At 64.9% G+C, this 12815-nt stretch carries 17 protein-coding genes; 9 read left to right on the top strand and 8 right to left on the bottom strand.

All coding sequences use genetic code 11. From position 1 onward, the window contains the following. Window positions 1-245: 245 nt before the first annotated feature. The 5 genes from EOD29_RS08625 (at window position 246) to EOD29_RS08605 (ending at window position 2915) form a co-directional block, all read left to right on the top strand. Window positions 246-638: an AtpZ/AtpI family protein gene (locus EOD29_RS08625; protein WP_127246441.1), complete on the top strand. Its 393-nt coding sequence runs from the start codon at window positions 246-248 to the stop codon at window positions 636-638. Window positions 639-703: 65 nt separating this feature from the next. Then, window positions 704-1465, top strand: coding sequence for a F0F1 ATP synthase subunit A (locus EOD29_RS08620; RefSeq protein ID WP_066999043.1), 762 nt, complete (start codon window positions 704-706; stop codon window positions 1463-1465). A gap of 79 nt (window positions 1466-1544) precedes the next feature. Next, window positions 1545-1769, top strand: a complete 225-nt coding sequence (locus EOD29_RS08615) for a F0F1 ATP synthase subunit C (RefSeq protein ID WP_066999040.1) — start codon at window positions 1545-1547, stop codon at window positions 1767-1769. Window positions 1770-1831: 62 nt separating this feature from the next. Further along, on the top strand, window positions 1832-2413 hold the full coding sequence (locus EOD29_RS08610; RefSeq protein WP_067327804.1) for a F0F1 ATP synthase subunit B: 582 nt from the start codon (window positions 1832-1834) through the stop codon (window positions 2411-2413). Window positions 2414-2423: 10 nt separating this feature from the next. Next, on the top strand, window positions 2424-2915 hold the full coding sequence (locus EOD29_RS08605; RefSeq protein WP_066999035.1) for a F0F1 ATP synthase subunit B: 492 nt from the start codon (window positions 2424-2426) through the stop codon (window positions 2913-2915). A 207-nt stretch (window positions 2916-3122) separates the two neighbouring features. Here the strand turns inward: EOD29_RS08605 and EOD29_RS08600 are convergent, their stop codons facing one another. Both EOD29_RS08600 and EOD29_RS08595 read right to left on the bottom strand, forming a co-directional pair. After that, the gene (locus EOD29_RS08600) at window positions 3123-3821 is read right to left on the bottom strand and encodes a ribonuclease HII (protein WP_067327805.1); all 699 of its coding nucleotides are present in this window, start codon (window positions 3819-3821) and stop codon (window positions 3123-3125) included. A 255-nt stretch (window positions 3822-4076) separates the two neighbouring features. Then, window positions 4077-5231 carry a PA0069 family radical SAM protein gene (locus EOD29_RS08595; protein ID WP_127246440.1) on the bottom strand — a complete coding sequence of 385 codons (1155 nt, stop codon included), beginning with the start codon at window positions 5229-5231 and terminating at the stop codon, window positions 4077-4079. A 148-nt stretch (window positions 5232-5379) separates the two neighbouring features. Here EOD29_RS08595 and EOD29_RS08590 point away from each other — a divergent pair, with 148 nt between their 5' ends. Together EOD29_RS08590 and EOD29_RS08585 are read left to right on the top strand one after the other, a co-directional pair. Beyond that, entirely contained in the window at window positions 5380-5883 is a 504-nt protein-coding gene (locus tag EOD29_RS08590; RefSeq protein WP_127246439.1) for a glycosyltransferase, read from the top strand. Window positions 5884-6077: 194 nt separating this feature from the next. Beyond that, complete coding sequence (locus EOD29_RS08585) at window positions 6078-7052, top strand: hypothetical protein (protein ID WP_095823933.1); 975 nt, start codon at window positions 6078-6080, stop codon at window positions 7050-7052. 14 nt (window positions 7053-7066) lie between these two features. Here the strand turns inward: EOD29_RS08585 and moaB are convergent, their stop codons facing one another. The 6 genes from moaB to EOD29_RS08555 form a co-directional block, all read right to left on the bottom strand. Further along, window positions 7067-7615 (bottom strand): molybdenum cofactor biosynthesis protein B, encoded by a 549-nt coding sequence (gene moaB, locus EOD29_RS08580; RefSeq protein WP_095823831.1) that lies wholly within the window; start codon window positions 7613-7615, stop codon window positions 7067-7069. Then, the gene (locus EOD29_RS08575; RefSeq protein WP_127246438.1) at window positions 7615-8496 is read right to left on the bottom strand and encodes a 4-(cytidine 5'-diphospho)-2-C-methyl-D-erythritol kinase; all 882 of its coding nucleotides are present in this window, start codon (window positions 8494-8496) and stop codon (window positions 7615-7617) included. Before EOD29_RS08575 ends, moaB begins: the two co-directional genes overlap by 1 nt. 26 nt (window positions 8497-8522) lie before the next feature. Continuing rightward, window positions 8523-8708: a hypothetical protein gene (locus tag EOD29_RS08570; protein WP_066999017.1), complete on the bottom strand. Its 186-nt coding sequence runs from the start codon at window positions 8706-8708 to the stop codon at window positions 8523-8525. Window positions 8709-8792: 84 nt separating this feature from the next. Next, the gene (locus tag EOD29_RS08565; RefSeq protein ID WP_127241485.1) at window positions 8793-9650 is read right to left on the bottom strand and encodes a S49 family peptidase; all 858 of its coding nucleotides are present in this window, start codon (window positions 9648-9650) and stop codon (window positions 8793-8795) included. Between the two features lie 108 nt (window positions 9651-9758). Continuing rightward, the gene (locus EOD29_RS08560) at window positions 9759-10553 is read right to left on the bottom strand and encodes a methyltransferase (RefSeq protein ID WP_164763716.1); all 795 of its coding nucleotides are present in this window, start codon (window positions 10551-10553) and stop codon (window positions 9759-9761) included. Beyond that, a complete protein-coding gene (locus tag EOD29_RS08555; RefSeq protein ID WP_066999078.1) occupies window positions 10553-10777 on the bottom strand; it encodes a DUF2007 domain-containing protein in 225 nt (74 codons plus the stop codon). The genes EOD29_RS08560 and EOD29_RS08555 overlap by 1 nt, the downstream gene beginning before the upstream one ends. Window positions 10778-10939: 162 nt before the next feature. Here EOD29_RS08555 and EOD29_RS08550 point away from each other — a divergent pair, with 162 nt between their 5' ends. Beyond that, the gene (locus EOD29_RS08550; protein ID WP_095801112.1) at window positions 10940-11953 is read left to right on the top strand and encodes a polyprenyl synthetase family protein; all 1014 of its coding nucleotides are present in this window, start codon (window positions 10940-10942) and stop codon (window positions 11951-11953) included. A 107-nt stretch (window positions 11954-12060) separates the two neighbouring features. Beyond that, entirely contained in the window at window positions 12061-12726 is a 666-nt protein-coding gene (locus tag EOD29_RS08545; protein WP_095800918.1) for a GntR family transcriptional regulator, read from the top strand. The last annotated feature ends 89 nt before the right edge of the window (window positions 12727-12815 follow it).

The following is a 12815-nucleotide window of genomic DNA, read 5'->3' as shown; positions in this document are numbered from 1 at the left end:
GCGACGCTCTTTCTCGCTTGCTGCGCGCATCGATCGGAGCGGCTTGCCTCCCGGATTCGCGCCGAGTCCTCGCACAGGCGTGACGGGCACGATGTCGCACCCGGATAAGCCATTGATTTGAAAGCGGAAAATACATCGCTTTGAAGTTCGGCCCGTGGCTTGACGGGCGCGGACCCGCTAACTATGTTGCCGGCGACTTTAGAAGCGGACGGACGGTGATCGTCTGCCCGGGCAGGGGGGTTGCGATGGCCGACAAAAACGGGCCAGACGGAACCGGAGAAACCGGCCGCGGCAGGCAGCCAGAAGCCACCATCCGCGACGACGAACTTGAGCGCCGCCGGCGCGAGCTTGAAGCATCGCTTGCATCAAGACGCACGGACCGGCTCGAGGGGAAAGACGAAGCGAAAGCTGCGACCGGTTACGGTCAGGCCCTGAAACTGTCCAGCGAGTTCATCGCCGGAGTGGTGGTTGGTGTCGGCCTGGGCTGGATCATCGACCGCTTGGCGGGAATCGCGCCCTGGGGTCTGATCGTCGGCCTGCTGCTGGGTTTTGGCGCCGGTATACTCAATGTCCTGCGTTCGGCGGGACTTGCACCGGAATTCGGCAAGGGCGGCAAGCCGCCCGAACCGAAGGACTGAGGTAAGGCGCCGCAAGGCGCGAAAGAAACTTAAGAAGCCGGTTGCGGCTTTGACGGGGATTTAAAGTGGCTGCTGCTGACCAGGTCGATCCGATCCACCAGTTCCAGATCCATCCGATCATCCCGCTTCATATCGGCGGCTACGACATTTCTTTCACCAACTCCGCTCTGTTCATGGTCGTGACGATCGCCGTCGCTTCCGCTTTCCTCTACATGAGCACCGCCAGCCGCGCCCTCATTCCTGGCCGCCTGCAGTCGGTCTCGGAAATGGCCTATGAGTTCGTCGGCAACATGCTGCGCGATGCGGCGGGCAAGCAGGGCATGCAGTTCTTCCCGCTGGTGTTCTCGCTGTTCATGTTCGTGCTGGTCGCCAACCTGATCGGCCTGTTCCCTTATTTCTTCACCGTCACCAGCCACATCATCGTCACCTTCACGCTGGCGATCCTGGTCATTGGCACCGTCATCGTCTACGGCTTCGCCAAGCACGGCCTCGGCTTCCTCAAGCTGTTCGTGCCGCATGGCGTGCCTGGCTATCTGATGCCGCTGGTGGTGGCGATCGAAGTCATTTCCTTTGTCTCGCGTCCGGTCAGCCTCTCCGTTCGTCTTTTCGCCAACATGCTGGCCGGCCACATCACGCTGAAAGTGTTTTCGGGCTTCGTGGTCAGCCTCAGCGCGCTGGGTGCGGTCGGCATCGCCGGCTCGGTCCTGCCGCTCGCCATGGCGGTTGCCCTGACGGCGCTGGAACTGCTGGTCGCCTTCCTGCAGGCCTACGTCTTCGCGGTGCTGACCTGCATGTATTTGAACGACGCTCTGCACCCGAGCCACTGATCGATTTTCACCGGCGCCCCGGCGCCAGCATACCCAACGTACCAACCGCAACGATTACGAAAACCACAGGAGTTTTGAAATGGACGCAACTGCAGCAGCTGCTATCGGCGCTGGTATCGCCTGCATCGGCATGGGCGGCGCCGGCATCGGCCTCGGCAACATCTTCGGCAGCTATCTCTCGGGTGCGCTCCGCAACCCGTCGGCCGCTGACGGCCAGTTCGGCCGCCTGATCTTCGGCTTCGCCGTGACCGAAGCGCTGGGCATCTTCTCGCTCCTCATCGCGCTGCTGCTGGTCTTCAGGTAAGAACCACGCGCTGACGAAAGGGGCCGCATGGTGCGGCCCCGCCGTATGGACAGGGGAATGAGATGTTCGTGACATCTGCCTTTGCGCAAGAATCCGCGCCGGCCACGGCCGAGGGCGATACGCATGCGGGCACCGCCGTGCCTGCCGAGGAGCATGGCACGTTCCCGCCGTTCAATGCCGAGACCTTCCCGTCGCAGATCCTGTGGCTCGTCATCACCTTCGGGCTCTTCTATCTGTTCCTGAAGCGGGTTGTGATGCCGCGCATCGGCGGTATCATCGATGTCCGCAACGATCGCATCACCCAGGATCTCGACCACGCCGCCAGGCTGAAGGGCGAGGCGGACGCTGCCGTTGCCGCCTATGAGCAGGAATTGGCGGAAGCCAAGGCCAACGCCAACAAGATCGGCCAGCAGGCGAGCGACGCCGCCAAGAGCGAAGCCGAAAGCACGCGCAAGAAGCTCGAGACGGAACTCGAGAAGAAGCTCGGCGAGGCCGAGGCGAGCATCGCCTCGATCAAGGCCAAGGCGATGAAGGAAGTCGGCACGATCGCCGAGGACACCACGTCGGCCATCGTCGAGGCGCTGGTCGGCGGCAAGACCGACAAGGCCGAGATTTCGGCCGCGGTCAAATCCGCGACCCGGTGAGGAGGCCATCATGGACGCCACATCACTTGCCACGCTCTGGGCCACCATTGCCCTGATCATCTTCCTCGGCGCCGTCATCTATCTGAAGGTGCCGGGCATGCTCGCAAAGTCGCTCGATTCCCGTGCGGCCAAGATCAGCAGCGAACTCGAGGAAGCGCGCCGCCTGCGCGAAGAGGCCCAGCAGCTGCTCGGCCAATACCAGCAGAAGCGCAAGGAAGCCGAGAAGGAGGCCGCCGACATCGTCGCCGCCGCCAAGCGCGAGGCCGAGCTCCTTGCTTCCGAGGCGCATAAGAAGACCGAGGACTACGTCGCCCGGCGCACGGCGCTTGCCGAGCAGAAGATCAGCCAGGCCGAGCGCGAAGCGATCGGCGAGGTGCGTGCCAGCGCCGTCGACATCGCCGTCGAGGCCGCCCGTGCGCTGCTTGCCGCCAAGGTCGACGCCAAGGCCGGCGCCGATTTGTTCAAGTCGGCGCTGCAGGACGTGAAGGCCAAGCTGAACTGAGCGGCTCTGCCGTTGCTGACATGAAGCCGCCTGGGCAACCCGGCGGCTTTTTTGTTTTGGGCGCGAATAATCTCCCCTCTTGAGGGGGAGATGTCGCCGAAGGCGACAGAGGGGGTCGTTGCGCGTAGAGCTCAACCCCTTGTGCGACTAAAGAGGGCGTCGGTGCTTCACGCGCGACGACTCTCAGCCTGCCTTCAAGAGGGAAGATTAATCTATTCCCTCGAAGCTCTCTTCCGCTTCCGCCACCTCGACGCCGCCAAACCGGAACGGTGCGAACGACGCCCTGTGCAGTCGCGCCACCGGGCCATGCGCCTCGATCGCGGTCCGGTGGCGGACCGTCGCGTAGCCCATATGCATTTCGAAGCCGTAATGCTCATGATGGCCGCCGCAGCCGCACATCATGCGGTCGCGCATCACCTTGGCGATGATCGAGGCGGCGGCGATAGATTGCGAGCGCTGGTCGCCCTTGATCAGCGCGCGTCCCTCGCAGGTGAGCCCTGGCGGCACGTCGCGGCCGTCCGCCAGCGCCAGTTTGGGCGGCAGCGACAGTCCGGCGGCGGCGCGGCGCATGGCTTCCAGGCTGGCTTTCAGAATGTTGCTGTTGTCGATGCCTTCGGCGCTGATCGAGGCCATCGAGACGCTGAGCGCCGAGCCCAGGATTTTGAGGAACAGCGCCTCGCGCTGCAGATGGGTGAGGCGCTTGGAATCGTCGAGCCCTTCGGGAATGTTGGCCGGGTTGAGCACCACGGCCGCCGCCACCACCGGACCGGCAAGCGGCCCGCGGCCCGCCTCGTCCATCCCCGCTACCGGCCACAGCCCCTCGGCCATCGCTTTCGTTTCAATCGAGAAGTCGGGCTTCTCGACCATTTCGAAGAGAAGCGGAGAATCGGAACGCGCGCGAGCCATGGTGCGGCGAGGTTCGCATCGGCTCCGATTCTCCGCAAGTCCCTCCGGGTCGGATGGGGCGTCGGACCGGGAGGGCACCGTCTCACGGCCGGGGGACTGGGCCGGACGGGATTCTTGAGCAATTCCAGGAAGAGTGCGTAGCGGGCCTTCCGTACGAAGTTACATCAAAACAGAGGGTTAGCGGATCGCAATCCGGGCGCAAAACTCTGCCTCCCGAGTTGCCTTAGCCGCCGGCCTTCGCGGCCGGCATCATCTTCACAGCAGCATCAACTGCTCGCCGACGCCGGAGCCTGCGACGAATTGGTCGGTCCGAAGCTGCCGCCGCTCGGCATTGAGGCCGAGCCGCTTGGCGGCGATCTCGAAGCGCCGGCCGATCTGCCAGGCATAGGGTCCGGCGCCCTTCATGCGCTTGCCCCATTCCGAATCGTAGTCCTTGCCGTCGCGCATCGAGCGGATCAGCGACATCACATGCCGGTAGCGATCCGGATAATGGCGCAACAGCCAGTCCTTGAAGATCGGCGCCACCTCGAGCGGCAGACGCAGCACGACATAGCCTGCCTCCCTGGCGCCGGCGGCGCGCGCCGAATCGAGGATGCGCTCCATCTCCGGATCGGTGAGGCCGGGAATGATCGGCGCCACCATCACCGAGGCGGGGACGCCGGCATCCGAAAGCTGCCTTATCGCTTCCAGCCGCTTTGTCGGCGTCGAGGCACGCGGCTCCATGGTTCTCGCCAGCATGCGGTCGAGCGTCGTCACCGACAGCGCCACCTTGGCGAGCCCGCGCTCGGCCATGCGCGACAGGATGTCGATATCGCGCGTCACCAGTGCCGACTTGGTTACGATGCCGACCGGATGGCCACGCGCCTCCAGCACCTCCAGGATCTCGCGCATGATGCGGTATTGCTTTTCGATCGGCTGATAGGGATCGGTGTTGGTGCCGATGGCGATGGTGCGCGGCTGGTAGCCGGGCTTCGACAATTCCCTGTCCAGCATTCGCGCCGCATCGGGCTTGGCAAAGAGCTTCGATTCGAAATCGAGCCCCGGCGACAGGCCCATGAAGGAATGCGTCGGCCTGGCAAAGCAGTAGACGCAGCCATGCTCGCAGCCGCGATAGGGATTGATCGAACGATCGAAGGAAATGTCCGGCGACTCGTTGCGCGTGATGATGGTGCGCGGCTTCTCGACCTGCACCTCCGTCTTGAACGGCGGCAGTTCCTCCAGCGAGTTCCAGCCATCGTCGAACACATGCCGGCTGACCGGCTCGAAGCGGCCGGACGGATTGATGCCCGCGGAGCGTCCGCGATTGCGGTCCGGCCGCACGCGCATGCCGCTCTGGTCTATCATTGCATTTGCCATCTCGGCTCTGCCTGCTCCGAAAGCGGCAATGTCGGCGCGCACGATCTGTTCCATTTTCGCCCTCTCCCAGGGACTCTCGGCAGGCTGTCGAATCGCTCTGTTCATGAAACTATTCCTATTTTGCCAACGAGAACAAAGCAAGAACTTTTTCGTTCAGAACGCGCATCTGGCGCAGCGCCGCGCTTTCCGCTATTCGGCTAAAATGCTCAGCGTCCTCATCGAAACCAGGAACGACGAAGAAGGCCTCGCCCGCACGCTGGCCTCGCTGATCGGCGGCGCGGTCGAGGGCGTGGTGCGCGACGTCATCGTCTGCGACACCGGCTCGAACGACCAGACGCATCGCGTCGCCGAGCATGCCGGCTGCCACCTTGTCGCCGGCGGCATCGCAACAGGCATCGGCCAGGCCAAGGGCGACTGGCTCCTGCTTCTGGAACCCGGCGCCCGGCTCGCCGAAGGCTGGATCGACGACGTCGTCGCTCACGCGGCGAGGCAGACGATGCCGGCGCGTTTTTCACGCGTCCGCGGCAATCGCACGCCGTTTCTGGTCCGGGTTTTTTCGGGCAACCGGGCTCTGGAGGAAGGGCTTGTCATCAGCAAGCGCCAGGCCACGGTGCTGGCGAAAAGCGCCCGCAGCGCCGAAGCCCTGGCGCGCGGCCTCGCCACCAGAAGGCTGATTGCCGAAATCTGGGTGGCGCCGCCGAAGTGAGCGCATGCCCTCCTTCTCTCCAGAAGGCGAAAAGAGAGAAAAAGGCCGCGAACTTTGCCGGCCCATTCTATTGTGCATTGCACAAAAACCTGCAGTGGATTAGCATCTGCTTGAAGCGGGACAATCGGGATTGGGTGACGATGAAGCGGCAGACGGCTGGCGCTTCGTCGGACGCCATGCATACGAGGAACCCGATGAACCTTGGTACTCCAGACAATTCAGGCGCGGCCAGCCTGGAGGCGATCGCTCGTAATGGCAGCCTGTTCAGGCGCATCGCCGTGCGCATCCCGACCTATCTGAAAGATCTACGCGAAAATCCGGCCTGGCTGCCGATGTTCGTGCTGGCGCGCACCATGCCGGGGCGCCGCATGCACTGGCTAGGCGCCAGACGCGTTCGCCCGCTCGACAATGCGGGAGAGACGATGTTTGCCGGCGTCGATCGCGAGGCGGTGGTCGCGGCGCTTCGCTCCGATGGACTGTTTTCGGGGTTCACGCTGCCGTCGGCGATCCATGAGGAGATCGCCGTTTTTGCGCAACGCACGCCCTGTTTCGGCAATTTCGACCGCCGTCTCGAATTCATGCCGGGCGACCATGCCGAGGCGGAGAAGCGTTTCGGCCGCTCGCTGCTCAGCGGGCATTATTTCGAACGCATTCTCGATTGCCCGGCGGCGCTTGCCATCCAGCGGGATCCGCTGCTCCTCGAGGTCGCGCAGCACTATCTCGGCGGCCAGGCGAAACTGATCACGACGCGCGTGTGGTGGAGCTTTCCGACCGGCAAGGCCTCGGATGCCGACAAGAATCTCGCCTCGCTCGGCAAATACCATTTCGATCTCGACGATTGGCGGATGCTGAAATTCTTCTTCTATCTGGTGCCGGTCGACGCCGGCACCGGCCCGCATGTCTATGTCCGCGGCAGCCACAGGCGCCGCGCGCTCAAGCACCAGCTCACGCTTCTGGTCGGCCACCCCGCGGAAGACGTGCTGGACGTCTACGGTCCGGAAAGCCCTGTGACGCTGACGGGCGAGGCGGGCCTCGGCTTCGTCGAGGATCCGTTCGGCTTCCATATGGGAACGGTGCCGGCGCATACGCCGCGGCTGATGATGGAAATCGGCTTCGGCGTCTCGCGGCCGTCGCGCCGCCGCTTCCACGGCGAGCCGGTCATCCGCTGAGCCGGACGGGGCCGCTACTCCGGCTTGCCGCGGCGCCTGAGGTGCTCGTCCAGCCGCGGCATGATCTCGACGAAGTTGCAGGGCATGTGCCGGTAGTCAAGCTGCGCCTTGATGATGCCGTCCCAAGCATCCTTGCACGCGCCGGGCGAGCCCGGCAGCACGAAGATAAAGGTGGCGTTGACGACGCCGCCGGTCGCCCGGCTCTGGACCGTCGATGTGCCGATCTTGTCATAGGAAATCCGGTGGAAGACTTCCGAAAAGCCGTCCATGCGCTTTTCGAAAATCGGCTCCAGCGCTTCCGGCGTTACGTCGCGGCCGGTGAAGCCGGTGCCACCCGTGGTGATAACGACGTCCACCGTTTCATCCCTCGACCAGGCGAGCACTTTTTCGCGGATCTTCTCGCGGTCGTCGGTGACGATGTCGCGAGCCATCAGTATATGGCCAGCCTCTGCGATGCGGTCGGCCAATATCTGCCCGGATTTGTCCTCGGCCAGGCTGCGCGTGTCGGAAACGGTCAGCACCGCGATGCGCACCGGGATGAAGGGGCGGCTTTCGTTGGCCATCAGTCGGTCTCCATGCTGCGCGTCGCGGCCACGAACCAACCGGGATGGCGGCGGCGGATGTCGATCGCCGCGCGCTTGGCGACATTGCCAGTCTCGAACAGGCCGAAGCAGGTAGCGCCGGAGCCCGACATGCGGGCAAAGGCGGCTCCCGCTTTTTTCAGCGCCTTGAGCGCATCGCCAATCGCCGGTTGGATAGCGCGAGCGGCAGGTTCGAGATCGTTCCGTGTCGTGTCCAGCCAATTGCGTATGCCGTGAAAATCGAGCCGGCCGGGCAGCGGCGGCAATGCCGCATTGTCAGGTCCGGAAAGCGCCTTGAATACTTCGGGTGTCGAAACGGCGACGCCCGGGTTGACGAGGACCAGCGCAAGCGCCGGAAACTCCGTCAGCGGCGACAGTTCATCGCCGATGCCGCGCGCAATGAGCGGCCTTGCCTTGAGGCACATCGGGAGATCGGCGCCGAGCGTCAGCCCGATCCGCGCCAGCCCCGCCTCCCCGATGTCGAGCTCCCAGAGGCGCGAAAGGCCGTTGAGCGCCGCCGCCGCGTCGCTCGAGCCGCCGCCGACGCCGGAAGCGACCGGCAGGTTCTTCTCCAGCCGGATGGCGACTGGTGGCGCCTGTTGCGCGCCGGCTTCCCGCCGCAACGCGTCGCGCGCTTTGAGTACCAGATTGTCGCCATCGATTGGCACACCGGCGGCGAAGGGACCAGACGCCGAGAAGGCATCGTCTTGCGCCAGCTCGATCTCGAGCCGGTCGCCGAAGCGCGTGAACACGGCAAGGCTGTCGAGTAGGTGATAACCGTCGGCGCGCCGTCCGGTGACGTGCAGCGCAAGGTTGATCTTGGCAGGCGCAAGCCATGTCCGGGACTTGGCCTCGGCCTCCAGAATGTCGGCTGCTGGCGAGATGGTGTTCAGTCCTTGGCCAGACGGTACTCGCCGGTCTTCGGATCCTTGACCAGCGTTCCCATCGTGCCGTTGGCCGCCTGCTTCTCGGTGCGCCGGATCTTGGCCGTCACGCGCTCGGCCTCGCGTACGAAAGCGCGATAACCGAAATAGGCGGCGGCGCCGACGACAACGAAGAAAATGATCTGCGGCATCTCACAACTCCTCCCGCGTTTCTCGCGGCAAGGCCGGCCGGATGGGTCGGTCAAGCGGCCATGCTAGACGCAATCATGGCTTTTTCAAAGCCCGAAGCGCGCCCACAGCGCGCGCTCTTCCGCCGCATCGATGACGCCGCTGGCCGCGGCCGCGGCGATGTCCGGCGCCGAAAAACGCGATCCGAACAAGCCGAAACGGCCGAAAAGCCCGCGCGGCGCGGTGATCAGCCTGAGCTGCGTCTTTTCGCCGAAACGGGTCTTGAGCACGCTGCGCATGTCGCCCAGCGCATCGACGAGGCCGAGCTCGAGACCCTTCTTGGCGGTCCAGAACAGTCCGGTGAACAGATCCGGGTCGTCCTTGAGCTTGGTGCCGCGCCGTTCCTTGACGAGATCGATGAAGGTCTCGTGCACTTCGAGCTGCAAGGCTTTCAGCCGCTCGACGTCTTCCCTCTTTTCCGGCTTGAAGGGGTCGAGCACGGCCTTGTTCTGGCCCGCGGTGTGGACGCGCCGCTCGATGCCGATCTTCTTCATCAGCTCGGGGAAGCCGAAGGAGGCGGAGACGACGCCGATCGAGCCAACGATCGAGGAAGGGTCGGCGAAGATCTCGTCGCCGGCGATTGCGATCATGTAGCCGCCGGAGGCCGCCACATCCTCGACGAAGACGAGCACTCGTCTATCCTTCTCTGCCGCCAGGTCGCGGATGCGCTTGAAGATCAGCCGCGACTGCACCGGCGAGCCGCCCGGCGAGTTGATCGAAATCGCAACCGCCGGCGCGTCGAAGCCGAACGCTTTCTCGATGAGCCCGGCCGTCGAGGCGAGCGACAGGCTTGGCCGTAACTGGCCGCCGCCGGGCATGATCGTGCCATGCAGCCTGATGACCGGAATGGTGACGACTGTCGAGCGCCAGGATTTCGGCAGCAGGCGGTTGAAGAAGCGTTTCACGAAAGCTTGTCTCCACAAGAGATGCTAGAGCAAGGTCAGACCTCATCCTTGCTCCCGGGCATGTAGGAATTCGCCGCGCAACGGCAATGCCGCATCGCCGGCCTCTGATCAATCGCCGAACAGCGACGCCAGCCCGTTGTTGATCATTTCGGTCCGCTCCGTCGGCTCGTTGCCGGATGCGCCGTGCAAGGTGAGCGGAGGCCGGATCGACAGTTTTCCGCGCGCGCCGAGCACCGCCCTGACGACGATGCGGATCGCCGCCGCGTCTGGGCGCGGGTGCACGCAGAGCATCTCGGCATCGCCGAAGCGGCCTTCCATCGCATCCAGGATGGCGACAAGCTGCTCCGGCCGCGCAATCGCCGCCAGTCCGCCGCGCGGCTTGACGACGGCGGCCGCACTTCTGATCCAGCGCTCGAACAGGCCGTCCTCCGCGACATGCGCTTCTCTGCGCAGCGCGTCCGGCGTGGCGCGGTCTTGTGCCGCGTTGAAGGGCGGGTTCATGACGACGAAGTCGAACGAATTGTCGGCAAGTCCGGCTCCGTGCCGTGCCCGTCCCGCAAGCGTGACGTCGGCCTTAAGCACCGAGGCGCGGTCGCCGAGATGCGCGTTGCCGGGGTGGGCAAGCGTGGCGGCGGCAAAGGCCGCCATCTCCGCGGAACGCTCGACCAGAACCGCGTGTGCCTCAGGGCAGCGCGACAGCACGGCGAGCGTCGCCGCACCGGCGCCCGCGCCGAAATCGGCGAGCCGGCCGGAAAAGCCGGACGGGACGGCAGCAGCCAGCATCATGGCGTCCATGCCGGCACGGTGGCCTTGTCGCGGCTGCACCAGCCAGAAGCGCCCGCGATGGAAGGCGTCGACCGTGTGGGCCGGCGTGTCCGGGACGAGGGCGGTTGATGCTGCCATTATTGCCGGCGGATCTCGTTCTCGATGCCGGCATCCTTCAGGATGCGCCGCGCGGCATCGGCTTTCTCGGCATCGACCATGACGCGCCTGGGCAGGATGCCGATCGATCCGTCGAGCACGCTCATGTTCTGGTCGGCGACGAAGCAGGCGATGCCGGCGTCGCGCATGAGCGATTCGACGAAGGAGATGAGGACGGCGTCGTTGGTGCGGACAAGCTCGATCATGGAATGAAAATCGCAGGTTGCGGCGCTCATGTAAACGCCAGGGCAGCCCAGCGCCAGCCAAACCGCGCCAATTCGCCTCTTGCCGTGCGCGGTTGTGCCGACCTAGAGTCCCACCGGGACCAGGGTGTTGTCGGGCGCGTCAATGAGACGGGAGTGATCGTGGTGGGTGTCGTTCTGAATATCGAAGGCAAGCGGGAACCTGCTTCCATCCAGGATCTCATCGACCTGACGGCAGCCGACATGGGACGGGTCAACGAGCTGATCCTGTCGAAGGCCGGCTCCGACGTCGAGATGATCCCGGAGGTCGCCAACCACCTGATCTCGTCCGGCGGCAAGCGGCTGCGGCCGATGCTGACGCTCGCCGCCGCCCAGATGTTCGGCTATGCGGGCGAGGGGCACGTCAAGCTCGCCACCGCAGTCGAATTCATGCACACCGCGACGCTGCTCCACGATGACGTCGTCGACGAGAGCGCGCTTCGCCGCGGCAAGAAGACGGCGCGCATGATCTGGGGCAACCAGGCGAGCGTGCTGGTCGGCGACTTCCTGCTCGGCCAGGCTTTTCGCATGATGGTCGAAGTCGGCTCGCTGGAGGCTCTCGACATCCTGTCGAGCGCCGCCTCCATCATCGCCGAGGGCGAGGTGATGCAGCTTGCGGCTGCCAAGAATCTGGAGACCACCGAGGACGAGCACTTCGCCGTCATCAAGGCCAAGACCGCCGCCCTGTTCTCGGCCGCCGCCGAGGTCGGTCCGGTGATCGCGCTCGCTTCCCGCACCGACCGGGCGGCGCTGCGCTCCTATGGCATGAATCTCGGCCTTGCCTTCCAGCTCATAGACGACGCGCTGGACTATGGCGGCTCCAGCAAGGATCTCGGCAAGAATGTCGGCGACGATTTCCGCGAGGGCAAGGTGACGCTGCCGGTGATCCTCGCCTATCGGCGGGGCACCAAGGCCGAGCGCACCTTCTGGAAGCGCGCCATCGAGGAAAATGTCGCCGACGATGCCGGGCTCGAAAAGGCGATCGGTCTGATGACCCGCCATGGCGCCATCGCCGACACGATTGGCCGCGCCCGTCACTTCGGCGAGATCGCCCGCGACGCGCTCGCGCCGCTGGAGGCGACGCCGCAGAAATCGGCGCTGATCGACGTCATCGATTTCTGCATCAGCCGCGTCAACTGAGCGCCTGTCGGTTCTCCTTGGCATCGCCTGGCGTCCGCCGGGCGGGCGCCTGTGATTCCGCTCTGGCCGTCTCGACAAACGGCAGCTCAGCAAATTATCTATAAAACATGGCCACCACAGAGGACACGATCGCCGTCCGCATCAGCAAGGAACTGGCGGACCGCATCATTTCGGGCGCTATCGAGCCCGGATCGCGGCTGCGCCAGGATCATGTCGCCGAGGAATTCGGCACCAGCCACGTGCCGGTGCGCGAGGCCTTCCGCCGCCTCGAGGCGCAGGGTTTGGCGATCAGCGAGCCGCGCCGCGGCGTGCGTGTGGCCGCTTTCGATCTCGGCGAGGTCAGGGAAGTGGCCGAGATGCGCGCCGCGCTCGAAGTGTTGGCGCTGCGCCACGCCGCGCCGCATCTGACGCCGGCGATCCTCGACCGCGCCGAGGAGGCGACCAAGGCGGGCGACAAATCCCGCGATGTCCGCTCCTGGGAGGAGGCCAATCGCACCTTCCACCGCTTGATCTTGACGCCCTGCAACATGCCGCGCCTGCTTTCCACCATCGACGACCTGCATGCCGCAAGCGCGCGTTTCCTGTTCGCCGCCTGGCGCTCCGAATGGGAGACCCGCACCGATCAGGATCACCGGGCGATCCTGAGCGCGCTGAGGCAAGGCAACACGGAATCGGCCGCCGCCACGCTCGGCCGGCATGTGCAATGGATCGGCCAAAAACCGGTCAAGACCGCTTCCGGCAGGACTCGCGACGCCTTCGCCATCGTCGGCTAGCGCGAGAACGCAGACACAGCTGCCTTTCTGCGCTCAATGGCAGTCAAATGTCGGTTTTGGGCGCCCCGATTGCCCATGAATGGCTCAGC

Source organism: Mesorhizobium sp. M1A.T.Ca.IN.004.03.1.1, from assembly GCF_003997555.1.
Lineage (GTDB): Bacteria > Pseudomonadota > Alphaproteobacteria > Rhizobiales > Rhizobiaceae > Mesorhizobium.
Note: the sequence above shows the minus strand (reverse complement) of the source record. Positions and strands in the feature narration are given on the sequence as shown.